This window comes from Extibacter sp. GGCC_0201 (assembly GCF_017566055.1).
Taxonomy (GTDB): Bacteria; Bacillota; Clostridia; order Lachnospirales; family Lachnospiraceae; genus Extibacter.
Genome location: NZ_JABFCH010000001.1, coordinates 253,568 through 279,516, shown reverse-complemented (window position 1 = coordinate 279,516; position 25,949 = coordinate 253,568). Strand labels below are relative to the sequence as shown.

General features: G+C 49.4%; 23 protein-coding genes. All 23 read right to left on the bottom strand.

Going from position 1 to position 25,949, the window contains the following annotated elements; translation table 11 throughout:
* Positions 1-91: 91 nt before the first annotated feature.
* The 23 genes from HJV72_RS01265 to HJV72_RS01155 all read right to left on the bottom strand — a co-directional run bounded on the left by HJV72_RS01265 (position 92) and on the right by HJV72_RS01155 (position 25,923).
* Positions 92-784: a flavodoxin family protein gene (locus tag HJV72_RS01265; protein ID WP_208068029.1), complete on the bottom strand. Its 693-nt coding sequence runs from the start codon at positions 782-784 to the stop codon at positions 92-94.
* Between the two features lie 161 nt (positions 785-945).
* Positions 946-2,145: an NADP-dependent isocitrate dehydrogenase gene (locus tag HJV72_RS01260; RefSeq protein WP_208068027.1), complete on the bottom strand. Its 1,200-nt coding sequence runs from the start codon at positions 2,143-2,145 to the stop codon at positions 946-948.
* Positions 2,146-2,169: 24 nt separating this feature from the next.
* Entirely contained in the window at positions 2,170-2,823 is a 654-nt protein-coding gene (locus tag HJV72_RS01255; RefSeq protein ID WP_208068025.1) for a GntR family transcriptional regulator, read from the bottom strand.
* A gap of 23 nt (positions 2,824-2,846) precedes the next feature.
* Positions 2,847-4,238, bottom strand: coding sequence for a 2-isopropylmalate synthase (locus HJV72_RS01250; protein ID WP_208068023.1), 1,392 nt, complete (start codon positions 4,236-4,238; stop codon positions 2,847-2,849).
* A 167-nt stretch (positions 4,239-4,405) separates the two neighbouring features.
* Positions 4,406-5,116, bottom strand: coding sequence for a response regulator (locus tag HJV72_RS01245; RefSeq protein WP_208068022.1), 711 nt, complete (start codon positions 5,114-5,116; stop codon positions 4,406-4,408).
* The gene (locus HJV72_RS01240; protein ID WP_208068021.1) at positions 5,113-7,806 is read right to left on the bottom strand and encodes a sensor histidine kinase; all 2,694 of its coding nucleotides are present in this window, start codon (positions 7,804-7,806) and stop codon (positions 5,113-5,115) included. The genes HJV72_RS01245 and HJV72_RS01240 overlap by 4 nt, the downstream gene beginning before the upstream one ends.
* Before the next feature lie 57 nt (positions 7,807-7,863).
* Positions 7,864-8,292 (bottom strand): tetratricopeptide repeat protein, encoded by a 429-nt coding sequence (locus HJV72_RS01235; protein ID WP_227184520.1) that lies wholly within the window; start codon positions 8,290-8,292, stop codon positions 7,864-7,866.
* A 171-nt stretch (positions 8,293-8,463) separates the two neighbouring features.
* Positions 8,464-8,937: a DUF1653 domain-containing protein gene (locus HJV72_RS01230; protein WP_243765476.1), complete on the bottom strand. Its 474-nt coding sequence runs from the start codon at positions 8,935-8,937 to the stop codon at positions 8,464-8,466.
* Between the two features lie 18 nt (positions 8,938-8,955).
* Positions 8,956-10,170: a threonine ammonia-lyase gene (gene ilvA, locus HJV72_RS01225; RefSeq protein ID WP_208068019.1), complete on the bottom strand. Its 1,215-nt coding sequence runs from the start codon at positions 10,168-10,170 to the stop codon at positions 8,956-8,958.
* Positions 10,171-10,196: 26 nt separating this feature from the next.
* On the bottom strand, positions 10,197-11,174 hold the full coding sequence (gene ftsY, locus HJV72_RS01220) for a signal recognition particle-docking protein FtsY (protein ID WP_208068018.1): 978 nt from the start codon (positions 11,172-11,174) through the stop codon (positions 10,197-10,199).
* A gap of 8 nt (positions 11,175-11,182) precedes the next feature.
* Positions 11,183-14,743, bottom strand: a complete 3,561-nt coding sequence (smc, locus tag HJV72_RS01215) for a chromosome segregation protein SMC (protein ID WP_208068011.1) — start codon at positions 14,741-14,743, stop codon at positions 11,183-11,185.
* A 7-nt stretch (positions 14,744-14,750) separates the two neighbouring features.
* The gene (rnc, locus tag HJV72_RS01210; RefSeq protein WP_066575971.1) at positions 14,751-15,446 is read right to left on the bottom strand and encodes a ribonuclease III; all 696 of its coding nucleotides are present in this window, start codon (positions 15,444-15,446) and stop codon (positions 14,751-14,753) included.
* Positions 15,447-15,506: 60 nt separating this feature from the next.
* Positions 15,507-15,740, bottom strand: coding sequence for an acyl carrier protein (gene acpP, locus HJV72_RS01205; RefSeq protein ID WP_006444189.1), 234 nt, complete (start codon positions 15,738-15,740; stop codon positions 15,507-15,509).
* Between the two features lie 35 nt (positions 15,741-15,775).
* Positions 15,776-16,798, bottom strand: coding sequence for a phosphate acyltransferase PlsX (plsX, locus tag HJV72_RS01200; protein ID WP_208068008.1), 1,023 nt, complete (start codon positions 16,796-16,798; stop codon positions 15,776-15,778).
* 59 nt (positions 16,799-16,857) lie between these two features.
* On the bottom strand, positions 16,858-18,897 hold the full coding sequence (locus HJV72_RS01195) for a DUF4118 domain-containing protein (protein ID WP_208068007.1): 2,040 nt from the start codon (positions 18,895-18,897) through the stop codon (positions 16,858-16,860).
* A gap of 65 nt (positions 18,898-18,962) precedes the next feature.
* Positions 18,963-19,610 carry a potassium-transporting ATPase subunit KdpC gene (gene kdpC, locus HJV72_RS01190; RefSeq protein WP_208068006.1) on the bottom strand — a complete coding sequence of 216 codons (648 nt, stop codon included), beginning with the start codon at positions 19,608-19,610 and terminating at the stop codon, positions 18,963-18,965.
* Between the two features lie 12 nt (positions 19,611-19,622).
* A complete protein-coding gene (kdpB, locus tag HJV72_RS01185; RefSeq protein WP_208068005.1) occupies positions 19,623-21,689 on the bottom strand; it encodes a potassium-transporting ATPase subunit KdpB in 2,067 nt (688 codons plus the stop codon).
* 27 nt (positions 21,690-21,716) lie between these two features.
* Positions 21,717-23,444, bottom strand: coding sequence for a potassium-transporting ATPase subunit KdpA (locus HJV72_RS01180; protein ID WP_208068004.1), 1,728 nt, complete (start codon positions 23,442-23,444; stop codon positions 21,717-21,719).
* A 43-nt stretch (positions 23,445-23,487) separates the two neighbouring features.
* Entirely contained in the window at positions 23,488-23,565 is a 78-nt protein-coding gene (kdpF, locus tag HJV72_RS20465; RefSeq protein WP_147629793.1) for a K(+)-transporting ATPase subunit F, read from the bottom strand.
* A gap of 49 nt (positions 23,566-23,614) precedes the next feature.
* Entirely contained in the window at positions 23,615-23,755 is a 141-nt protein-coding gene (locus HJV72_RS01170) for a hypothetical protein (RefSeq protein ID WP_208068046.1), read from the bottom strand.
* A 157-nt stretch (positions 23,756-23,912) separates the two neighbouring features.
* Positions 23,913-24,092 carry a 50S ribosomal protein L32 gene (gene rpmF / locus HJV72_RS01165; protein WP_005332600.1) on the bottom strand — a complete coding sequence of 60 codons (180 nt, stop codon included), beginning with the start codon at positions 24,090-24,092 and terminating at the stop codon, positions 23,913-23,915.
* Positions 24,093-24,095: 3 nt separating this feature from the next.
* Positions 24,096-24,629 carry a YceD family protein gene (locus HJV72_RS01160; protein WP_208068000.1) on the bottom strand — a complete coding sequence of 178 codons (534 nt, stop codon included), beginning with the start codon at positions 24,627-24,629 and terminating at the stop codon, positions 24,096-24,098.
* 103 nt (positions 24,630-24,732) lie between these two features.
* A complete protein-coding gene (locus tag HJV72_RS01155; RefSeq protein WP_208067999.1) occupies positions 24,733-25,923 on the bottom strand; it encodes an acetate kinase in 1,191 nt (396 codons plus the stop codon).
* Positions 25,924-25,949 lie beyond the last annotated feature (26 nt).

Sequence of the window (25,949 nt, the reverse complement as noted above, 5' to 3'; positions counted from 1 at the left end):
AACAAAGTGTGCAATTAGATTAGTTTCTTAATTACACACTTTATCTTACACGACCCAGGGGTCTGACCCCTATCAATTCTGACAATTCTATTTATCTCCATGGGCGTTTTCTTCCAAGCCATCCCTTTTCTTCCCAGTACCTCTTATCCACTTCTGTCGTACCTGTCTTTTTCTGCAGGATTCTCATAATGTGGAACAAGACTTTAACCCGCAGTGACGGCATCACCTTCGACGTATCATGCTCTATCTTCAATGCAAGATTATTGACCGCTGTCTCTATCTTTTCTCTGTTGCTGTCGTCTATCCCTGCGCCTACGGCGATGCCGTAAGTGAATATTCTTGCCACACCCCAATATCTCAGGCTGTCTGTCAAGTCCCGCAGCGCTTTCCTCATACCGCCTCCGGCTGCCGTGGTGATGCACACTGCCTGTTTCCGGAACATGGACGCTTCCGGGCGGTGCACCATCCACCGGTATCCATAGTGGTCCAGAAACGCTTTCATCTGGCCGGATACGTGATATACAAGAACCGGAGTTGTGAACACGAGCAGATCCGCCTCGTCGATCATCTCCGTAAGCCGGCGCATGTATATGAGATAATCGGGACATTTCTTCTCGTCCTGGCGGATGCACACGGCACACCCCCGGCAGAATTCCGGCATATCCTTCGGCAGGAACAGTTCTTTCACCGTATCACCTTCAGACGCCGTCTTTTCAATAAACATCTTTCCTATCGTATATGTGGACCCCTTCCGATTGGTTCCGTTAATCATCAGTATCTTCATCCTGTTTCTCCCCTTTTCGTCCTTACATCTGGTGTCTTACTTTTTGCATACCCTTGTCTTTTGGTACAGGCCTGCCGCCACTTAGGTACACCACAAAACACGATTTGGTACGTAACCTTTTTGAAAAAGATCACGTACCAAAATAGGTTATTCTTGTCAATCTATGCGAGCTTTTCCGCAATTGCCTTGATAAATCCCTCGCTGTCCAGCACCGTCGGATTCTCCATTGTAGTGATGAGTGCCAGGTCTTTTGTCATCCGGCCCTCTTCTATCGTATCTATCGTCGCCTTCTCAAGCTTGTCTGCAAACTCCATAAGCTCTTTGCTGCCGTCCAGCTCTCCGCGCTTTCTGAGCGCGCCGGACCATGCAAAGATGGTGGCTACGGAGTTCGTGGACGTCTCTTCCCCTTTCAGGTGCTTATAGTAATGTCTCTGCACGGTGCCGTGGGCCGCCTCGTACTCATAGTATCCTTCCGGGGAAACGAGCACAGAGGTCATCATCGCAAGAGACCCAAAGGCAGAGGATATCATGTCGCTCATCACATCTCCGTCGTAGTTCTTGCACGCCCAGATATAGCCGCCCTCTGACTTCATGACACGGGCAACCGCATCGTCGATAAGCGTGTAGAAATAGGTGATGCCCGCCTCTTTGAACTTATCCTCATACTCTTCTTCAAAGATTTCCTGGAAAATATCCTTGAATGTGTGGTCATACTTCTTGGAAATCGTATCTTTCGTGGCAAACCAGAGGTCCTGCCCGATATCCAGTGCGTAATTGAAGCAGCTGCGCGCGAAGCTCTCTATCGATCCATTGATATTGTGCATCCCCTGAACGATGCCGGCCTCATCAAAATTATGTACCAGCTCCCGGCTCTCACTGCCGTCATCTGCCGTATAGACGAGCTCTACTTTCCCTCCGCCCGGAATCTTCATCTCAGCACCTTTGTATACGTCACCGTAGGCGTGCCTCGCAATCGTAATCGGCTTCTTCCAGTTCTTCACACATGGCTCAATCCCTTTGACTACGATAGGCGCCCTAAATACCGTCCCGTCAAGGATAGCGCGGATCGTCCCGTTGGGGCTCTTCCACATCTCCTTTAAGTCGTATTCCTCCATACGGGCGGCATTCGGTGTGATGGTCGCACACTTTACGGCCACTTTATACTTCTTCGTCGCGTTTGCAGAGTCTACCGTCACCTGGTCATCGGTTGCATTTCTGTGCTCAAGCCCGAGATCATAATATTCCGTGTTCAATTCGACAAAGGGCTCCAGCAGATTCTCTTTTATCATCTGCCAGAGGATTCTTGTCATCTCGTCACCGTCCATCTCCACGATTGGTGTTGCCATCTTGATTTTTGCCATTTTTCTGTAACTCTCCTTTTCTTTTTACTCCTCTATGTGAAGGTTCTCCATCACCTTCATAATATGTTCGTTGGCGAGCCGCTCCGCCCTGTCGGCATCTTTCTGCTTGATCGCTTCCAGTATGGCCCGGTGCTCCTCGATGGACTTTTCCGCCCGCTCCTTCGCACCTACGGACATCGTTCTCGCCATCTGTACATATTTATGAAAATCAGATAATACATGTTCCAGTATACGACTATCTGACGCTTCATACAAGACTTTATGAAACTTTCCATCCAGTTCGCTCACCTGTTCCGCCTGCTCGTTTCCCTTCTTCCTCAGATGGTATTCGGACAGCAGTATGATCTCCTCCAGCTCTTCAATCTGCTTCTCTGCAATATGCTCCGTCGCCCAATGAGCACAGAGCCCTTCCAGCATCGAGCGAATCTTATAGATGTCATGCACGTCCTTCTGCGTAATGCCGGTTACATAAGCACCTCTGTTCGGCACTATCGTGACAAGCCCCTCAAGCTCCAGCTGGCGCAGCGCCTCCCTGACCGGAGTTCTGCTGACACCCAGCGTCTCTCCTATCGTGATTTCCCTCAGCTCATCATGTTCTTTATATACCCCGGAGAGGATATCCTCCCTCAGCTTCTGGAAAACCTTTCCCCGCAGAGAACGGTCCTGATACTCTTCCATTGCTTCTCCTTACCCCCAATCAATTATTTAAGGCGGATGCCAAGCTGTTCACAGGTACTGTCAATGACACTTGTGAGCTCCTCGTCCGTCAGCACAGTGACACGTCCGTCTTCATACTCTTTGTCGACCCAGGCTTTTACCATCGCCACCAGCTCTGAACCCTTATCCACCTGTTCATCTTCCCGCAGACGGTAGTATGTATTGATCCAGTGGGCGATGCCCGCCAGGCCGGAAGTGTTGGATACCGCTACAAGCGCAGGCCGCTTTAAAAACTTCTCCGTATCAAATATATTATAAATCTCTTCATTTTTCAATAGCCCGTCTGCATGGATGCCGGCCCTTGTCACATTAAAGTTCTTTCCGACAAATGGAGTTCTGGACGGAACCCTGTAGCCGATTTCCTTCTCATAATAGTCCGCAAGCTCTGTAATCGCTGTCGTATCCATGCCGTCTAGCGTCCCCCTGATCTGGGCGTACTCAAATACCATCGCCTCAAGCGGAGTATTGCCGGTCCTCTCCCCGATTCCAAACAAGGAGCAGTTTACCCCGCTGGCCCCATACAGCCACGCAGTCGTCGAATTGCTTACGGCTTTATAGAAATCGTTGTGTCCATGGAATTCGATCAGGCTGCTCGGAACTCCGGCATGGACACGCAGCCCATAGATAATGCCCGGTATCGAACGGGGAATCACTGCACCGGGGTAATTCACGCCATACCCCATCGTATCACACACACGTATCTTTATCGGTATCTTATACTCCTCCATCAGATGCATCAGCTCAAGGCAGAACGGAATGACGAAACCATAGATATCCGACCTTGTTATATCTTCCAGATGGCATCTTGGGCGGATTCCCGTCTCCAGGCATTCACGTATTACAGAAAGATAATGCTCCATCGCCTCGCGTCTTGTCATCTTCAGCTTGTAAAATATATGATAGTCCGAACAGCTCACAAGGATCCCTGTCTCTTTTAGGCCAATCTCCTTGACAAGCTCAAAGTCCTTCCTGCTCGCCCGTATCCAGCTCGTCACTTCCGGGAACTCATATCCCCGCTCGAGGCATCTGTATACCGCGTCTCTGTCTTTGCCGCTGTATAAGAAGAATTCGCACTGCCTTATCTTCCCTTTTGGCCCTCCGATTCTGTGGAAATAATCGAACATGGTCACTATCTGTTCCGTACTGTAAGGAGCCCTGGACTGCTGTCCGTCCCGGAAGGTCGTATCTGTAATCCATATCTCATCCGGCATGCTGTGCGGCACGATACGGTCATTAAATGCAATCTTCGGTATCTCGTCATAGTGGAACAAGTTGCGGAACACGTTGGGCTTCTCCACATCCACAAGCGGATACATATGCTCCTCCAGCTGCAATAGATTCGTATGTTTATCAAGATACACTTTCCTGTCTTCCATCATCATCTCTCCTTTATATCAAATAGTACGGCACTTTAGCATGGTACCGTCTCAATATGTATAATTGTATACAATTATACATTCCGTGTCAAGACAAAAAAAGAAGCAGGCTCTTACGCCGCCTGATTCCGTCATCGATACACTCCTGCGGCTAAGGGCCTGCCCCTTCAGTTCAGTCTGACCATCCGGTATCCGATACCGATGTGTGTCTGGATACATTGTGGCTGGCCGCTGTCCTTTTCAATTTTTTTTCGGAGGGAAGCCATATATACACGAAGCGACGACATATCGCTTTCAATCGCATTGACCCACACCTTATCCAGAATAAACTGATACGTCAACACCTTGCCTACATTCTGGGCCAGCAGGCAGAGAAGGCTGTATTCCAGCGGCATCAGATGAATCTCCTGCTCACCTACATACACGGTTCCCGCCCCATAGTCGATGGTCAGGCTGCCATTGTGAAATACGCTCGCCTCACTGTCCCCCTTTTGGGTAAGATACTGTATCCGCCTAAGGGTAGAGCGCAGCCTGGCAAGGAGCTCCTCCACACTGAAAGGCTTGGTAAGATAGTCATCCGCCCCGGCGTCAAGTGCATCTACCTTGTCTTTATCATCGCTTCTTGCACTGATTACTATGATGGGGGCGACAGACCATGTGCGTATCTTCCTGATTACATCCACACCGTCCATGTCCGGCAGCCCCAGATCCATAAGGATGATATCAGGATTTCCGGAAGCTGCGGACATAACCGCCTGGCCGCCGTTGACGGATGTCATATATTTATAATTTTGAGACTCCAGCGTCGTGGTAATCAGATTTCTGACCGGCGCGTCGTCTTCTACCACAAGAACATAAGGTTTACCGTTTGCTGTCATAATATTACATCCTCCACTTCAAGTTCGAATCTGAAAATGGTGCCCTTCGGGACGTTGTCGAATACTTTTATCTCTCCGCCATGGGCATTGATAACCGCCTGGCAGAGCGTAAGTCCCAGCCCCATTCCACGTCTGCCGTCCGCTACCGTATTGCGGGTCGTATAAAACATCTGGAACAGCTTTGGCTTCTCACTGTCCACAATGCCCGGCCCGTTGTCGGAGACAGAGACGGCAGCCCTGTTTCCGATACGCTTCGCCTTTATCACTATCTCAGAATGCGGCGGCGTATATTTGACCGCATTGTCTATAAGATTGATAATCACCTGTATCATAAGCTTCACGTCCATCCGTGCCATCAAAATTTCATCACACTCCACCCGGATATTCTGGTCTCTCCCCCTGCGGTTCACATGCCTGAGCGCTTCTGTAATGACATCTTCCACAATCTCTCCCTGTATGTTCAGTTTCATGGAACCGTTCTCGATTCTTGTGACCGACAGAAGATTTTCAACGAGATTGATGAGCCAGATAGAGTCGTCATATATGTCCTTATAGATAGCCTTTCTCTGCAAAGAGCCAAGCTGGCCGTCATTTCCCATGAGCGTCTCTGCATTGCCTGAAATGCTCGTAAGAGGGGTCCGCAGATCATGTGATATGGAGCGAAGCAGATTAGCCCTCAGCTGTTCTTTCTGAAGCTTCATGTCTGCCTCTTTCCTCTCAATGATCAATTCTTCTTTTTCCAGGGCAAATGCACTTTCATTTAAGATTGCACCCATGATACCCTCCTCAAACGCCAAGATGTCCCTGTGGTCCATATCGATTGCGACGACAGCAAATACTTTATCCGTGCTGCGTACCGCCATGCACAGGCAACGGGCACCCGGGAACGTCTGTGTGGAGAAGCCGGCGTGTTTATTATTCCGGTACGTCCACTGAGCTACTGCCAGTTCCGAATCGTCCAGCGTGTCACCGGCTTCCTCATCTGCCTTGCAGACGACCGGACGGCTGCTTTTCCCAGGTTTTCCAAGATAGAAGTAGACGTTGCGCTCCAGCAGCATATTCAGCTGTTGTGCTGTCCGCTCAGCGATGTTTTCGAGGGAGCCTGCGTCCTGAAGCTTACGGCTTGTCTCCAGAAGTATCTCGGTACGGTATGCTTTCTTCGCATTCTGCCGTGCATAATCCTTTACCTTTTTCGTCAGCGCCGAACTGATGACAGCGGTTATGAACATGACACAGAAAGTGATGAGATAGCCGGGGTCATTTACCTGCAACGTCTTGTAGGGCTCCGTGAAGAAAAAGTTGAATATGAGAATGCTCATCACGCTTGCGATGATTCCCCATATCTGCCGGCTTGTGAATACGGCAGACATGAGGACGCTTATCATATACACCATCACGATATTGGCCGCGCTGAATCCAAAGAAACGGTTCAGCAAAAATGCAATCCCCGTTGAGCATAAGAGGCTCAGCGCACAAATCCCCGCGTCTGTCCATATCTTTTTCTGCTGGACATCCGGTTGTCTCCTTCTTCTCACCGATCTGTACTTCCTGTCATAAGCATCCGGAATCAGGAAGATCTCCAGAGACGGGGCGAGCCTGCTCAATTGTTCTGAAAAGCTGTCTTTTATAAACAGAAGCCTTCGTTTTGTGTAGGTCCTGCCAAGCACAATCTTCGTGACACGGGCAACTTTCGCATAAGCCGCAATCTCTTCCACGATATCGCTTCCATACGAGGTTACGACCTTTGCACCGAGCTGTTCTGCCAGCCGGGTATTCTCATTCAGCCGCCGGATATCCTCCCTCGGCATATCAGATGCTTCCGGCGTCTCTACATAGAGTGCCGTAAATCTGCCATGGAAAGCCGCGGCCATCCTGGACGCCTGACGAATCACCGTGCTATTGGAAGGTGACGGGGACAGGCAGATAAGGATGTGCTCTGCTGTCTCGCTCTTGGCATGAGCCATCTCCTCCTGGGCAAGGTTCACGCGGTCTGCCATTCTCCGCAGCGCAATTTCTCTCAGGGAGATGAGATTATCCTTGGTGAAAAAATTGTACATCGCCCTGTTTGCCTGACTCTCGCTGTATATCCTGCCCTCCTTCATCCGCTCCAGGAGCTCCTCCGGCTCTATATCAACCAGCTCTACCTGTTCCGCTTTGTCGAACACAGAATCCGGGATACGTTCTCTTACGGTAATACCGGTAATACCAGCGATGGAATCATTCAGACTCTCTAAATGCTGTACATTGACCGTCGTATAGACATTGATGCCTGCCTGAAGCAGCTCTTTGATATCCTGGTACCGCTTTTCATGGCGGCATCCTGCCGCGTTCGTATGCGCAAGCTCATCTACAAGAATCAGTTCAGGCTTTCGTTCCAGCGCCGCTTCCAGATTGAATTCTTCCAGCACCAGATTACGATACTTCACTTCTTTAATCGCCAGCATTTCCAGCCCTTGTGTCAGAGCCATCGTCTCCGGCCTCGTATGAGGTTCGATATAGCCTGCCACCACATCTATTCCTGATTCTTTCGCATTATGCGCAGACTGCAGCATGGCATAGGTCTTCCCTATGCCTGCTGCATATCCAAAAAATATCTTCAGCTTTCCACGTCTGCGCTGTTCCTTTTCGCTTTCCAGAATCTGCTTCAAAAACAAATCCGGGTCTCTTTTATATTCTTCTGATTCCATCATTTTCACCTGCGTATATCTTACTTCATAATTCCATAACGCGCAAGATTTTTTAGGTTTCTAAGCCATGCCTGCTTTTTTCGGATGCACCATCAGCAGGCTCCTCAGGAAAAAACCCGTCTTTTGGATGATTCCCGGTTCCGGCTTTGGCATACAGTCTTCCATCGTATAGGCGGGCTCTACCTCTCCTTTCCTGTCATACATCGAATAGGCATCCATATTACGGTTCGCCGGAACAAAGGTAGAATCCAGCGACCATGCGGCGCGAAAATGCTTCATGGCCTCAGGGTGCTTCCCCTGGCTTTCCAGCACAATTCCCATCAGGTTGTGCGGAACAGCACTGTCGGGATACAGCTCCATATATTTTGGAATCTGCTCCATACAGGCCGCCCAGTCATTCTTCTCAACATATTCCTTTATCATACTGCACAGACTGCCCAAATCCTGCTCTTCCCTGCTGATCTGGCCTTTTTCTCTGCTCTTCATCATTCCTTACCTCCTGGACTGTTACTTCTTAACTAAGTAAATCATAACAGCAGCCGGATAAAATAGGTGTTAAAGGAGAGGCCTGACGTATTAAAATAGTATTAAAGTAAAGATGCAAAAAAGATGCGAAGTCTGCATTCTTCGCATCTTTTTTACTTACAGCTTACTTGTTTCTTACCTTCCCCTCCTGTTTTCAAATCGTATCAAGGTCCTCAGATAATGCATCAGGTCTTCATAGCGCAGATCCACGTCTTCGCTGTTCTCCACATAGTCCAGGCTCATGGCCGCCGCGCTTAAGAAGTCTCCTGTCATGTTCATCCTCTCCCGCTGCAGGAATTCAACCTTTTCCTCTTTCGTATCCAGATCCAGAAACTCCATAATCAGGTTCCGCTCCTGTCCACTGGAATCTACATCCTCTTCTTCCAGCTGGAAACGATACTCCTGCGCTGTGTCTGGATATTTCTCCCTGTCTACCCTGCTTATAAACTGCTCGATCGGTCTGGCATATACCGGGTGTTCCCCGCAGAGCCCCTCATAGATGACAAGCTGCTCGGCAGTTTCGGAATGGGTGGCTACCGCCAGAACCTGATACCGGTTCCCTTTAAAATGGCGGTAGCACTCTCCTTTCTGTGGAATGTGATGTTCCATATGCATATCCCCTTTACATCAATATAATTTTGCACCGATTTCTCTTGGACGGAATCCCTCATCTTCCAGCGCCTGCATAATCTCATGCTTATGCTCTGTGCCGAATGCCTCCATGGTGATACGCAGTTCCACCGCCGCGTTGCGGTTCGTACTCACGAACTGGTTGTGTTCCAGCTTGATTACGTTTCCCTGGGCATCTGCTATCGTGGACGCGACGCGTACGAGTTCGCCCGGCTTATCCGGAAGGAGCACGGATACGGAGAAGATACGGTCTCTCTGTATCAGTCCATGCTGAACGATAGAGGACATCGTAATCACGTCCATGTTGCCCCCGCTTAAGATTGCTACCGCTTTCTTTCCTTTTAAGTCCAGCTGTTTCAGAGCGGCTACAGTGAGCAGCCCGGAATTTTCCACGACCATCTTGTGATTCTCTACGAGATCAAGGAATACGCCTATCAGTTCATCATCTTCCACCGTAACTATCTGGTCGACATTCTCCTGCACATATGGGAATATCTTTTCGCCGACCCGTTTCACAGCCGTGCCGTCTGCTATCGTATTGGCACTTGGCAGCGTGACTGGAGCGCCTTCGGCGAGCGCCGCCGTCATGCTGGCTGCCTGCGCCGGTTCCACGCCGATGACCTTGATCTTAGGATTCAGCATCTTCGCGAGGGTAGATACCCCCGAGATCAGTCCGCCGCCTCCGATAGGAGCCAGTATGTAATCTACCGTGGGCAGCTCCTGAACGATTTCCATCGCGATGCTCCCCTGCCCGGTTGCGACGTCGAGGTCGTCAAACGGATGAACGAACGTATAACCGTTCTCTTCCGCCAGCTTTAGGGCATGGTCACACGCGTCATCGTATACGTCCCCGTGAAGGATTACGTCGGCACCGTAGCTCTTTGTACGGTTTACCTTGATGAGCGGGGTCACCGTCGGCATGACGATGGTCGCCTTACACCCATATTTCTGAGCCGCATAGGCCACCCCCTGGGCATGGTTGCCTGCCGAGGCGGTGATAAGGCCCTTCCCGCGTTCCTCTTCTGACAGGGTACTGATCTTATAATAAGCACCTCTTACTTTATATGCACCTGTATACTGCATATTCTCCGGCTTCAGATATATCTTTCCGCCGCTTGGCTGGCTCAGATATTCACTGTAGACCAGTTTGGTGGGATTGGTTACTTTCTTTACGAGCTCGCTTGCCTGCTCGAATTTCTCTAGTGTCATCATACGAATGCCTCCCTTTTTTCTCGTATTTATTCTTCCGGCTTTTCAGTCGTGAATAACGCGTTAACAAATGTATCTGCTTCAAACTTCTGCAAATCTTCGATCGTCTCTCCTACACCGATATATTTGACCGGTATTCCAAGCTCTGCCTGGATGGCTACCGCGATACCTCCCTTAGCGGTCCCGTCCATCTTCGTCAGGATGATACCCGTGATATCGGCGACTTCATTAAACTCTCTGGCCTGCATAAGAGCGTTCTGTCCGGTCGTGGCATCGAGGACGACAAGCGTCTCCCTGTATGCATCCGGAAATTCTCTGTCAATAATCCGGTTCATCTTCTTCAGCTCTTCCATCAGGTTCTTCTTGTTGTGGAGCCTGCCCGCCGTATCGCACAGGAGCACGTCCGCATGGCGGGCCTTTGCCGCCGCCACCGCGTCATATACGACAGACGCAGGGTCTGATCCCTCCTGCCCGCCGATCAGCTCTGCCTGCGCCCGGTCTGCCCATTCCTTCAGCTGCTCCCCTGCAGCAGCGCGGAACGTATCCGCCGCCGCAAGTACCACTTTTTTATGCCGGCTTCTGAGCTTCCCTGCAAGCTTGCCGATCGTCGTCGTCTTTCCGACGCCGTTTACCCCGATGACCATCACGACAGACGTCCTATCTTCAAATTCATAAGCAGCCTCACCGATATCCATCTGCTCCTTGATACTGTCGATAAGGAGCTGGCGGCACTCGGACGGCTCTTTGATGTGCATGGCCTTCACCTTTTCTCTGAGGTCTTCCAGTATGCTGTCTGTCGCCTGGACACCAAGATCTCCCATGATGAGCACTTCTTCCAGCTCCTCATAAAACGCTTCATCAATCTTGGAGAATCCGCTGAATATGCTGTCCATGCCGGAGATGATGTTGTCTCTCGTCTTTGTCAGGCCTGATACGAGCCGGCTGAAAAATCCTCTCTTCTCTTCAGATTCCATTGTTTCTTCTTCCATAATCAATTCTTCGGACATAACCCCTCCTATTTATCCAGCTGTTCTTCCAGAAGACTTACGGATACCATGGTTGATATGCCTTTTTCCTGCATTGTTATTCCGTAAAGCCTGTCTGCAGCTGTCATGGTCCCTCTTCTATGCGTGATAACTATAAATTGTGTATTCTTCGTCAGTTTATGCAGATATTTCGCAAATCTTACGACATTGCTGTCATCGAGAGCCGCCTCAATCTCGTCCAGAAGGCAGAATGGCGACGGCTTCAGGTTCTGTATGGCGAAAAGCAGAGCGATTGCAGTGAGCGCTTTCTCGCCGCCTGACAGCTGCATCATATTCTGCAGCTTCTTGCCCGGCGGCTGAGCGATAATCCGGATTCCGGCTTCCAGGACATCCTCATCTTCCATCAGCTCAAGCGTGCCTTTGCCTCCGCCAAACAGTTCCTTGAACACATGGTCGAATTCTACCGATATCAGGTCGAACTGTTCCCTGAACTGCTTGCGCATAGCCTCATCAAGTTCCTCTATAATCTGCAAGAGCGTGGCTTCCGCCTCGACAAGGTCATCATGCTGGTTTTTCAGGAATTCATATCTCTCCGACAGATTCTTATAATCCTCGATGGCATTGACATTGACATCGCCAAGTCCCTTAATCTCACTTTTGAGTACCTGTGTCTGCTTTTTCATCATTGCAAGGTCCGTAAGCGTCTCATCCCTTATCTCAAGCGCATGGTTGTACGTGACCTCGTATTCTTCCCACATATAATTCATCTGCTTTTCAGATGCGTCCTCGTAACTTTCCTTCTGGCTCTCAAGACGGAATATCTCTTTGTCCAGCTCTGACATATGGCGGGACAGGTCTTCCCTTTTCTGGAGGAATACTTTATGCTTCTTGTTCAAGTCTTCCCGCTCCTGCTTGAACCTTTCAATTTCCTGCTGGATTTCGGTGAACAGCTCTTTTGAATTCAGAATCGTGTCTTTTAAATCTTCTATCTGTTCCTGCTTTTCTTCTATCTCTCTGGATGTGCCGCCTTTATTGACTTCAAGCTCACTTAACTCTTCCTGGAACTTGACGATCTCGTCTTTTATACGTTCCGTATTTTCAAGCAGGAACGCATATTTCTGCTCAAGGCCCGCATAAGCCAGATGGATTTCTTCCGCGGCTTTCTGCTTCCGGCTCTCCTCTTCCCGCACGCCTTCCAGAATCTTCTGCTCTTCCTCTATTCTGTCAGTGAGCTCCTTTTCGAGGCTTTCCGAAGTATCAAGCTCTACATTGATGGACTCCTGATTGTCGATGATATCCGTAATCTGCCCGTCCAGCTCCCCGGCTTCCTTTGTCAGGGCTGAGGCGGAATTTCTGGCAGAACGGATTCTCGCCTCCGCCTGGTCTACGTTCATCTTCGCCGTATTCTGGATGACATATGCTTTCTGCAGACTGCTTTTCAGCTCTTCAAGCCTGTCATAATACCCGGCACGCTCCTGCCGCAGCGCATCGGAGGCCGCCTCCAGCTCGTCCATCTCCTTCTTGAGATGTCGGACCGTCTTTTCAAATTCTTCTATCTCACGGCGCCTGCTCAGCAGATTGCTGGAATTCTTGAAAGCTCCCCCGGTCATGGATCCACCCGGATTGATCAGCTCTCCTTCCAACGTTACGATACGGATAGACTGCCTGTACTTGCGTGCGATGGCTATGCCATGGTCGATGTGGTCCACGACAAGCGTTCTCCCGAGGAGATATTCTGCCAGCCCTTGGAATCGTTCCTCCACCTTGACGAGCTTATCCGCGGTCCCGACCACGCCGGGCTCTTTCAGCGCTTCCTGCCTGTAGATTCCACCGTTGGCCTTGATGCTTGTAAGCGGAAGGAACGTCGCCCTCCCGAACCTGTTCTGTTTCAGGAACTGGATCATGCGTTTCGCCGTGTCCTCATCTGCCGTGACAATGTTCTGTATGCTTCCGCCAAGCGCAGTCTCTACGGCTATCTCATAATCCTTGCCGACTTTGATGATATCTGCCACGACTCCGAGAAGCCCTTGTTCCTTCTCTCTGTTGTCCATCACTTTCCGGATGCTGTTGCCGTAGCCGTCATACCGTTCCGTGATATTTTTTAGAGACTCGAGCCTGGACTGCTCCCTGTGGTATGCGGTCTGTCCGATGCGGAACTGCTCGGTCTGTCCCGCCAGCTTATCCTGAAGTTCCTTAATCTTGTCGTCGTATGTACTGCTCTCTTCGGTCAGTTCGATAATCTGGCCTGAAATCTCTTCCAGCTCATTACGGAACCTCTCCAGGTGTACTTCCTGCTCGGCGGCCTCTTTCACAGACTCCGCCGCCTGATCGTTCATCTGGCTTTTCCTCACCTGTATCTGTTCCAGCATCGTATCATAGCGCTGGATCTTGGCCTTGGTGGATGCTCTGTTGTTCAGCAGTTCGATGATGTCCTTCTTGTTGCTGTCTATAGAAGCCGTCAGCGTCGCTATCTTCGTCTCTACTTCAATGAGCTGTGCTCTGGCGTCACGTTCCAGCCTGCCCTTTTCATCCAGTTCCGCCTGGATGCTCTCCTGCTCTTTCACAAGTTCGGAAAGCTGCTTTTCCCTCTCCGCAATCTCGCTCTCGATCGTCTTGGCCCGCTGGTCGTAATGTTCATCGTTCATATGCGCGCTGTGGATCTGCTCCTTTAACAGCGCAATCTGGTTCTCCAGCTGCTGCTTCAGCATATTTGTCTCATTCAGCTGGCTTTTTGCCTTTTCTATCGATGCGTCGATGCTGTCTACCTGTTCTTCTACCGATTCATACTCTGACTTCATCTCATCATAGCGGCCGCCGGCGTCATCAAGCTCCGCATGTGCGGTTTCAAGCTTGTCGTCTATCCCCTTTATCTGGTCGCTTAACCGTCTCGTCTCCAGCAGAAACATATTGATGTCATACTTCTTCAGCACTTCCTTCTTCTTCAGGTATTCTCGTGCCTTTTCCGCCTGCCTCTCAAGAGGGCCTACCTGTTTTTCCAGCTCAGACAGTATATCGTTGACCCTGAGAAGGTTCTGCCGTTCCTCCTCCAGTTTCTTCACGGACATGTTCTTGCGCCGTTTGAACTTTACGATGCCGGCCGCCTCGTCGAACAATTCCCGGCGTTCTTCCGGCTTGCCGCTCAATATCTTATCAATCTGTCCCTGACCGATGATCGAATATCCTTCCTTTCCGATCCCGGTATCGTAGAACAGCTCGTTGACATCCTTAAGGCGGCAGGCGCCGCCGTTGATCAGATATTCACTCTCTCCCGAACGGTAGAGCTTTCTGGCCACCGTCACTTCCTCGTAGTCTATCGGAAGATGATGGTCTGAATTATCCAGAGTGATTGCTACAGATGCGTAGCTCAGAGGCTTCCGGTTCTCTGTTCCCGAAAAGATGACATCCTGCATGCTGCCTCCGCGCAGCTGCTTGACCCTCTGTTCGCCAAGCACCCACCGGACCGCATCCGCGACATTGCTTTTCCCGCTCCCGTTCGGCCCTACGATTGCTGTTATGCCGTTGTGGAAATCAAATTTTATCTTATGTGCAAATGACTTGAATCCCTGCACTTCTATGCTCTTTAAATACATACTCCACCTACTTTATGTTCTTCTCGTGCAGCTTCAGAATACTTTGATAGGCAGCTTCCTGCTCGGCCGCCTTCTTCGTCCGTCCGCGTCCCGTACCGTACTCTTCCTCTCCGATGTGTACGGATACAAGGAAAGATTTGTCGTGGTCAGGGCCCTCTTCTCCAATAAGATGATATGTTATCACATCCTTAAAGTTGGCCTGTACAATCTCCTGCAGGATAGTCTTGCTATCAAAAAAGAGTTTCTTGTTCTCCAGGTCCCTCAGAATAAACCGTTCGATAAACTCTTTCGCATTAGCAAAACCACCATCTATATATATCGCTCCGATCAGAGCTTCCATCGCGTCAGACGTGATAGACTCCCTCTTGCGCCCTCCTGTCGCATCCTCGCCCTTTCCAAGCAGAAGAAAATCTCCAATCTGTATCTCTCTGGCGCAGAACGCCAGTGCAGGCTCACATACCATTCCGGCTCTCGTCTTAGTCAGTTCCCCTTCCGGCATCTTCGTGTGCTCATAGAACAAGAATTCGCTGGATACGAGTTCCAGCACCGCGTCGCCGAGGAATTCGAGCCGTTCGTTACATTCATACTTGTGCAGATGCTGCTCATTGGCATATGAACTGTGCATCATCGCCTTTTTCAGCAGGCCGAAATCCTTGAATGTGTAGCCGATTCTATTTTCCAGTTGCTTCAGATCCTGATTCATATCGCTGCTCTCCTCATAATGCGAAAAAGCCCTACCGGGCTTTTTACGCATCTTATATGCCTAGTTATTTGTCGCATTTTTAATCTGTTCCACCGCATCGCCTACTGATACGATCTTCTCCGCATCATCATTATCGATTTCGATATCAAAGGTCTCTTCTATTCCCATAATTATCTGGAAAATATCTAAGGAATCAGCCCCCAAATCATCTACAAAAGTCGTCTCCATTGTAATGTCCCCTGCCTCAACATTCAATACATCTGCAATGATTTCCTGTAACTTTTCAAATTCCATACCATTTCTTCCTTTCTTATTCCATAGAGTAGTCTTTATTCAGCGGATGCAGCATCCGTTTGAATACAATTTTTAATCTTTTCATTAATCCTCTGCCGCTTGAACGTAACACACTGTATCAACGTATTCGTGACTTCCTTAGACTTTGAACTTCCGTGTGTCTTTACCACCAGCCCGTTCAGGCCAAGCAGAGGCGCCCCGCCGTGCTCGCTTGCATCAAACGCCTTCAGCGTCTCTTTCAAGGCCGGCTTGACAAGGAGTGCTCCGATTTTGCTCCTCAGGCTTGTCATCATTCCTGCTTTCACCTTTTTGATGAGGACATCTCCTACCCCTTCATAAAGCTTAAGTATGATATTTCCCGCAAAAGCCTCGCACACGATGACGTCTGCCACCCCGTGAGGGATATCCCTCGCTTCTACGCTTCCGATAAAATGAATGCCTTGCGTCTCCTTCAGGAGGGGGAACGTCTCTTTTACAAGCGCATTGCCCTTCTCTTCTTCTGCCCCGATATTGACTATCCCGACCCTGGGACGTTCCACGCCCATGATACTCTCCATGTAGATGGATCCCATCTTGGCAAACTGTACGAGATGTGACGGCCTTGCATCCACATTGGCCCCACAGTCTATCAGGAGGGAAACCCCTGTCTTTGTCGGGATGAGCGGCGCAAGCGGCGGCCTCTCTACTCCTTTGATTCTTCCGACGAGCGTCTGCCCTCCGACGAGGATGGCACCCGAGCTTCCCGCTGACACGAAAGCGTCTGCCTCGCCGGCTTTTACCATCTTCATGCCGACAACGATGGAAGAGTCCTTTTTTCTGCGTATGGCATTGACCGGGGGTTCTGCCGTCTCTATCACCTCTGTGGCATTCACGATTTCAATCTGGCTTCTGTCGTAGCTTAAGCCTTCCAGCTCCTTTTGGATGGCCTCTTCCTTACCGACGAGATAGACTTTGATACTTTTCTCTCTGGCAACGGCATCCACAGCACCCTTGACCATTTCGGCCGGGGCATTGTCACCGCCCATGGCATCCAGCGCTACTCTTGTAATTTCAGTCATTCTTTCTTCCTCCCAGCACTACTAGGATTAATTCTACTAGACATCCCTCTAAAAATCAATCATTTTGTGAAAGAATTACGTGCCATATCTTCCATCTTCTGAATCCTTTCAAACACAAGTGCAGCCTCCCCCAGCATTGCACATATCAAATCATATTCAAATGTTCCTATTTCTCTTCTTTCCTCCAATACCATCCCTACGACTGCCGACACATTGTCACTGTCCATGACAGGGAGATAGATGGCTTTGGCGTTTGGCAGCGTATGTGTCGTACATCCGGCACGGTGGCCGTTTTCAAATACCCAGGCCGCTACCGCCCGTTCCTCTTTGGACGTATAATCTCGTATCAGCCTGTCCCTGCATTGACTGTCAATACCGCTTCTCAGGTAGATAGAAGGCTCCTGTATCTGCATGCCTGACTTCATATATACGATAACGGTAAAGTTCATGAGCTTCTGGATTTGTGATGCCAGTTCATTGCCGATCTCTTTCCGGCTCTTTACACGCCTGAGCTTCTTGCTGTTCATAAGCAGTATCTCCGTGCGGTATGCCCGTTTGGCATTCTCCTCATTCTGCTTCTGAATCTTCGACATGTTCCACGACGTCAGGAGGCTCACCGCGAACATCATGGCAAAAGTCAGCGGATAGCTCGCGTCATATGCCTGGAGGCTATAGTGGGGCATGGTGAAAAAATAGTTGAAGAGCAGCACGCTTAAGACAGACGCCAGCACCGAACATACATAGCCCTGTGTATTGATTGCGGTCAGCATGACGCCCAGCAGATATGCCATTATAATATTGGCCTCTGTCATCTGCAGGCGGCTGAGAAGAAGCCCGGCTGCTGTGCTTGCCGCCATCATTATCCCCATGATTATAAAGTCGGAACCCTTCACGCTTTTAAGGCCTTTTCCCGCACCGGCGGCGACAGAGACTTTCTGTCCGATGCCGCTTTGAAGATCCGGTATGATATAGACATCCAGCGATGGCGCATATTGATTCAGACTCTCGACAAGCGTCTTTCTTGTCTGCCCAAACAGAATCCTGTGTGCCGTCCTGCCCATGACGATCTTCGTCACATTGCTGACCTTGGCATATTGCGCAATCTGCCTCGCCACATCCTCGCCGTTTACAGTTACGATCTTCGCTCCTAACGACCTTGCAAGACGTATGTTGTCGTCTCTTCGTCTTTTCACTTTTTCGTCTGCATTCTGAAGGCTTCTCGTCTCTACGTACAGAGCGGTAAACTCTGCATGGAACGCATAGGCAAGACGAGCCGCCGCACGGATTACCTTTGCATTGGACGGCGCAGGAGATATGCAGGTCAGCACATGTTCGCCGGTAGAAAACCCGCTGCTCCCCAGTCGTTTCTTCTCTTCCTCCGCAAGGTGGTTCACCCGGTCTGCCATCCGCCGCAGGGCTATCTCACGCAGCGCTACAAGCTTATCCCTCGTAAAGAAATTCTGGAGTGCCCTCTGGGCCTGCATGCCCTGATATATCTTGCCTTCCTTCATGCGCTGGATAAGGTCTTCCGGTTCGATGTCTACCAGTTTTACCTGCTCTGCCTTGTCAAAAATGCTGTCCGGTATCCTCTCTTTCATCTGAATCGTAGTTATGCTTGCAATGTTGTCATTGAGGCTTTCCAGATGCTGGATATTGACCGTCGTATATACATTTATCCCGTGCTCCAGCAGTTCTTCGATATCCTGGTATCTTTTCTGATGGCGGCAGCCCGGTGCATTCGTATGAGCCAGCTCATCGACCAGAAGGACTTTCGGCCTGCGCTTTAGAGCCGCATCCAAGTCAAACTCCCGTATCTTTACTCCTTTATAATCCACCATCAGAAAAGGAATCTGTTCTATACCGTTAAGCAGGGCAGCCGTCTCCGGACGGGCATGTGGCTCTACGTATCCTGCCACTACATCGACATGGCTGCGCTGAAGTTCCCTGGCGGCCTCCAGCATCTCATACGTCTTGCCGGTTCCGGCCGCATACCCGAGAAATATCTTAAGCTTTCCAAATGATTTTCGATGTACCTTTTCTTCTTCCGCCTGAATCTTTTCAAGCATTTCTTTTGAACTTGGCCTTTTGTCGCTATTCATCTGCATCCTCCTTTTCATACGCAAAAGAACTGCCGCCAGCCATTGTAGACTGACGACAGTTAAGACTATATCTCTCCAAGCGCCTTGGCGACTTCAAGATTGCATTTCAGGACATTGACTCTCTCATGCCCGAACACGCCCAGCGTCTTGCCGGCTGTATTGCGGCTTACGATATCTTCAAGTTCCCTTTCACTCAGCCCGGTAGCTTCAGCGATGGCAGGAATCTGTATCTTCGCCGATTCCGGGGTGATGTCAGGATCCATGCCGGATCCTGATGCAGTCAGGAGGTCGGCGGGAATCTCTCCCTTCTTTACATCCGGATGCTCTTTAAGGAATTGTTCCACAGAGTCTTCTACCCGTTTCTTCAGCTCCTCATTCGAAGGGGCCAGGTTTGAACCGCCGGAGCCGACACCCGCATATGTGCCGTCTTCTTTATCCTCCTGCGTATATACGTTATAATTGACCCCTGATACCCTGCCCTGGAAATATCTTGCGTCACCGGAAAAGTCCTGCCCTACAATCGCAGAACCTATCGCCTTGTCAGATTCTGTTGTCTTTTCACCTTCTGCGGTCACAAGGCTTCCATTCGCCTGATGCGGGAAGACTGCCTGCCCAATCCCGGTCAGTGCCGCAGGATATGCAAGCCCGCAGACGACCAGCATCAGTACGGTCAGCATCACAGCACTTTTCAGATATTTTAAAAATGATTTCATTGTATTTCCCTCCTATATTCCAAGCACCGACAATAAAGGTGCGACGATACAGTCAATCAGCTTAATACCTGCAAATGGCACGATAATGCCGCCCAATCCATAGATTCCCATATTTTTCAAAAGCATGCGCTCTGCACTCATCGGCTTATACTTGACGCCTCTCATAGCGATAGGAATCAGACATGGTATGATAATCGCATTGAATATCAGCGCCGATAAGATTGCCGACATCGGAGTCGTCAGATTCATAATGTTGAGCATCTGCATCTGCGGTATCACCAGCGTAAACATTGCCGGGATGATAGCGAAGTATTTTGCCACATCGTTTGCAATACTGAACGTGGTCAGCGAACCTCTTGTTATCAAAAGCTGCTTGCCTATCTCCACTACTTCCAGAATCTTCGTCGGATCCGAATCCAAATCCACCATATTCGCAGCCTCTTTTGCTGCAGAGGTACCAGAATTCATGGCAAGCCCGACATCAGCCTGTGCAAGTGCCGGAGCATCATTCGTACCATCGCCCGTCATCGCTACGAGCTTGCCTTCTGCCTGCTCTTTCTTGATTGCCGTAATCTTGTCTTCCGGCTTGCATTCTGCAATGAACCCGTCCACGCCGGCTTCTTTTGCAATCGTGGCGGCCGTAAGCGGATTGTCTCCGGTACACATGATGGTCTTTATGCCGATATCCCTCAGTCTCTGGAACCTTTCGACAAGCCCCGGCTTAACGGTATCCTTCAGGTAGATGACACCATATATCACATTGTCTGCCGAGACTACAAGAGGCGTCCCTCCAAGACCTGCTATTCTTTCCACGATCTCATCCAGATCTTGTGGAATGCCGCCTCCATTCTCCCTCACCATAGCTTTGATGGCATCCGCGGCTCCTTTTCTGATGATGGAACCATTAGGGAGGTTGGCTCCGGACATCTTAGACTGTGCGGTAAATTCTATAAATTCTATCTGATCAGCAGCATTGTCATCAATCCTGGTTCCCAGGCTCCGTGCCAGCTCTACGGTGGATTTCCCTTCCGGCGTCGGGTCGCTGAGGGAAGTCATTACAGCATAATCGATCAGGTCTTCTTTCCTTTTGCCTTGTACGGGATAGAACTCTGCTGCCAGCCGGTTGCCGAATGTAATCGTCCCTGTCTTGTCCAGAATCATCGTATCGACGTCACCACACGCCTCTACCGCTTTGCCGGACATGGCAATCACATTAAATCTCGTCACCCGGTCCATCCCTGCTATGCCAATGGCAGACAAGAGCCCGCCTATCGTCGTCGGTATCAGACATACAAGAAGAGCAATCATCGTAGATACCGGTATCTGTACCCCTGAATAGGTAGCGAATGGATAGAGGCATACGACTACAATCATGAAGATGACCGTAAGCCCGACAAGCAGTGTGTTCAGTGCGATTTCATTCGGTGTCTTCTGACGGGACGCCCCTTCTACAAGTGCTATCATCTTATCCAGGAAGGATTCTCCCGGCCTGGAGGTGATTCGTATCTTCAGCCAGTCGCTGACTACCGTCGTTCCGCCGGTAACGGATGAAAAATCTGTTCCTGCCTCGCGGGTGACAGGCGCCGACTCCCCGGTGATTGCCGATTCATCTACAGATGCGATACCCTCGATCACCTCGCCGTCATTTGGAATCACTTCTCCGGCTTTTACGAGTACGATGTCGTCCTTCTTCAGTTGTGAAGCGTTGACGGTGCGTTCTGTCCCATCCCTGCCGATCAGCCTGGACTGCGTGTCTTGTTTTGTCTTTTTAAGTGATTCTGCCTGTGCCTTTCCGCGCCCTTCCGCAACAGATTCAGCGAAATTAGCAAATAATACCGTAATCAGAAGTATGACGCAGACAATCCCGTTGTATGTCCGCAGATAACCAGGCGAAGCATCATCGCCGAATATAGTTGGAACTATCGTCATAAGCAAGGTCAGCACAAAGCCTATCTCTACTACGAACATGACCGGATTCTTAACCATGTATTTCGGATTCAGCTTCTTCAAAGCTCCTGTTATGGAACTTTTCAGTATATCCTTAGTCACGAACTTTGTTTTTTGTTGTTTCTTAGACATTTCTTCTCTTACATCCCTTTCTCTATTTTATGAAAACCATAAGGTAAGATGCTCTGCTATCGGTCCCAGCGCAAGTGCAGGGAAGAATGTTAAAGCAGCGAAGATATATACGATGAACACAAGCAGGATGGCAAATATCACATTGTCCGTCCTCATCGTACCTATGGAAGCCTTCACCCGTTTCTTTGCAAGCAGCGAACCTGCAATAGCAAGCTGTGCGATAATCGCGATATAACGTCCAAAGAACATTGCGAGCCCGCTCGTGATATTCCAGAAATATGTATTATCTGACAGCCCTTCAAACCCGGAGCCATTATTGGCAGACGCTGATGAATATTCATACAGGACCTGTGACAGACCGTGGAATCCGGGATTGGTTATGCCTTCAAGCCCCGCCTGGGTAGATACCGCCAATGCAGAGAACCCAAGAATCAGAAGCGGATGTATAATCAATACAAGGGCCACGAGCTTCATTTCTCGTCCTTCTATCTTCTTACCGAGGTATTCTGGCGTACGCCCTACCATCAGCCCACATATGAATACGGTAAGTATCGCGTACATGAGCATATTCATCAAGCCCACTCCCTTGCCGCCGAACACACAGTTCAGCATCATATGCAGCAGTGGCACCATCCCCCCGAGGGGCGTCAAGGTATCATGCATATTGTTGACCGTACCGGTTGTGAAAGAAGTTGTTACCGTGGTGAACAGCGCTGACTGGTCTGCCCCGAATCTAACCTCTTTCCCTTCCATGCTTCCCATTTCCTGTCCGACTCCTGCCGCCTCAAGAACGGGATTTCCGGCCTTTTCAGATACGAAGCAGATGGTAAGCCCTACCAGGAATATGATTGACATGGCTGCAAATATTGTTCTTCCCTGTTTTCCAAATACCGGCTCTTTAATCTTAACAGCTGCCGCAGCTTTTCCTTTTTTCCGGTCCATGCACATCTTTCCAAATGTCAGCACGCACGCTCCCGGAAGTATCATCATGGATATAAGCTCTATCATATTCGTGATAATCGTAGGGTTTTCAAACGGCGTCGTAGAGTTTGCACCCAGGAATCCTCCTCCGTTAGTACCAAGATGCTTGATGATTTCCAGCGCGGCCACGGGGCCCACCGCAAAATCTTGAAGCTTTCCCTGGATTGTCTCTACCGTAATGTTAGCTCCAAATGTCTCCGGGCATCCCTGCCAGATCAGTACAAGGCCGAAGATCAGGGACCATGGAATTAATATACGTGTCGTTATACGCACCATATCTTCATAGAAGTTGCCGAGATCCTTTCTCTTCCCTGCAAGTCCTCTGCAGAATGCCATACATGCTGCATAACCGGAAGCCGCTGACGTAAACATCATGAAGATGATGACAAGCATCTGGCTCAAGTAGGAAAGTCCCGACTCGCCTGAGTAGTGCTGGAGATTTGTATTCGTCATAAAACTTATTATTGTATTGAAGGAAAGGGTTGGTTCCATTCCTTCTATTCCGTTGGGATTCAGAAACAATGCATGCTGCAGCCTCAATACGAGATACCCCGCAAGTACCATGACCGCATTGGTCATGAGGAGACTTAATGCATATGTCTTCCAGCTCATTCCTTTTCTGTCAATCCGGCAGACTTTGTATATGCCATTGTCCACTCTGTCGAATAATGGGTCTGCGAACGTTTTTTTATTGGTCGTGATATGGTACATATATTTTCCCATAGGTATCACAGCCAATATGAAAATCGCTAAAGTCAGCGCAATCTGTAACATGACTTTCTTGTCCTCCTGTTTATTACTTTCAACTCAGTTAATTTTATAATTTCTCCGGATGAACCAGAGCATAGATCAGATATGCCGCAAGCAGCAGTATAATTATTCCCAGTAGTATCATTTTGCTTCTCCTTCCTCCACGTATGTCCATCCTCTGCATATGTTAAGCGTCATTCAGCCTGGACGTTTTCCGCGGTATCCGTATCCACTTGCCTGCTGCACCATTCGGTAAATGCCTTCATCAGTCCAAAGCATGCAAGCAGGATACCTGTCATAGCGATATCCATCATCACTTTAACCCCCTTTTCCATTGAACTGGACTCATTCTAACATGCCCTGTCTTAAAGCTGTGTTAAAACGCCGGGGCATATATTAAAATGACGTTAAAATGGTATCAGAATCTGATAAGTTCCGGATACGCGAAAAAGGCTCCCCGGTAAACCGGGAAGCCTTTTTTGCTTTCACTTATTAGTCCTGCGCTATGATTTCTTTTTTGTTGTAAGAGCCACAAGCCTTGCAGACTCTGTGAGGCATCATTAATTCGCCGCACTTGCTGCACTTTACCAAGTTTGGAGCGCTCATCTTCCAGTTAGCTCTTCTTTTGTCTCTTCTTGCTTTAGAAGATTTATTCTTTGGACAAATTGACATAGGTTACACCTCCTTAAAATTCTTAAACACATCGCGGATAACTGACATTCTAGGGTCAAGACCTGGGTCTTCACAGCCACAGGTTCCCTCATTTAGGTTCTGACCACATACGCTGCACATTCCTTTACAGTCCTCACAGCATAGAACTTTCATCGGCCATCCTATTAATATCTCATTATAGAGTAATTTGTCTACGTCAAGATGATATCCGTCAATATAATTCGCTTCGTCATAATCTTCTGCCTGTCCGCTGTCCTCTTCTGATTCAGACACCTTGACATGCTTCGAGAAATCCAGGTCAAATTCCTCCGGCACTTCCGTGAGACAACGGTCGCACGGAATAAGAGCCTTGAGCCTGCAAGTACCGTGAATCAGAAGCTTTCCTTCTCCTTCGTACTCTGCAGCTATATGGACATCCGTCTCCGGCATGACCGGATACGTACCTGTATCTCCCTGGAACGTACGCATAGTGCATGCTGCCGTCACGTCAAGCGGCTTATGCGGTTCAGACAATACTTCGGATAGGTCAATCAACATATAGTCACCCCTATTCATACCTAGACTATTATATCCGTGCAAAAGAGGTTTGTCAACCTATAAATCGTCATTTTGTATAGATATTGTGCCACTGTCCTGCTATCTATACAAGTGCAACCGTTTCACGCGCGATTGCAAGTTCTTCGTTCGTAGGGATTACCATCACCTTAACTTTGGAATCCGGAGTGGAGATCGTAATCTCTTCCCCACGTGTATTGTTAGCTTCTTCGTCAACCTCGATTCCAAGATATCCGAGGTAGCTCAGCACATCGGCACGGACCGGACCGGAATTCTCTCCCACCCCGGCGGTAAATGCGATAACGTCCACGCCATTCATGGCAGCTGCATAAGCACCGACATATTTAGCGACTCTGTAGGCAAATACCTTGAGCGCGACAGCCGCCTGCTTATTTCCTTCTTTTGCCCCCGTATCCAGATCGCGGAAGTCGCTGGACAGATTATTAGAAAGGCCGAGCACACCGGACTTCTTATTCAGCATATTCATCAGCCCGGCAATGTCGAGCCCTTCCTTTTTCGCAATAAACTCCATGATAGCCGGATCGATGTCACCTGATCGTGTTCCCATCACGAGTCCTTCTAGAGGGGTAAGCCCCATGGAGGTATCTACGGATTTTCCGTTCTTGACGGCACAGATGCTGGCACCGTTACCGAGGTGGCATACGATAGTGCTCAGCTCCTCATACGGCCTGCCCACGATTTCAGCCGCCCTCTTGGATACGAAGCTGTGGCTTGTCCCATGGAAACCATAGCGTCTTACTTTGTATTTTTCATAATACTCATATGGAAGGCCGTACATATAAGCCTCTTCCGGCATCGTCTGGTGGAAAGCAGTATCAAATACCGCTACCATTGGAGTACCCGGCATCAGTTTCTCGCATGCGTTGATACCGATCAGGTTCGCAGGATTGTGAAGAGGTGCCAGGTCATTACATTCCTCAATTGCCTGAAGCACTTCTTCCGTTATCACGACAGAGCTTGCAAACTTCTCGCCGCCATGTACGACACGGTGCCCTACCGCCCCAATCTCATCCAGGCTCTTTACGACACCTGTCTGTGCATCGGTCAGGGCATCGATGACATACTGGATCGCTTCCGTATGCGTCGGCATAGGCTTGTCAGACTTGACCTTATCTCCGCCTTCCGGCTGATAGGTAAGGCTTCCGTCAATCCCGATTCGCTCGCAGAGCCCTTTTGCCAGCACCTGTTCAGTGTCGGAATTGATCAGCTGAAATTTTAAAGATGAACTTCCGCAGTTGATTACTAATACATTCATTTGAAATTACCTCTCTTTTATTCTTT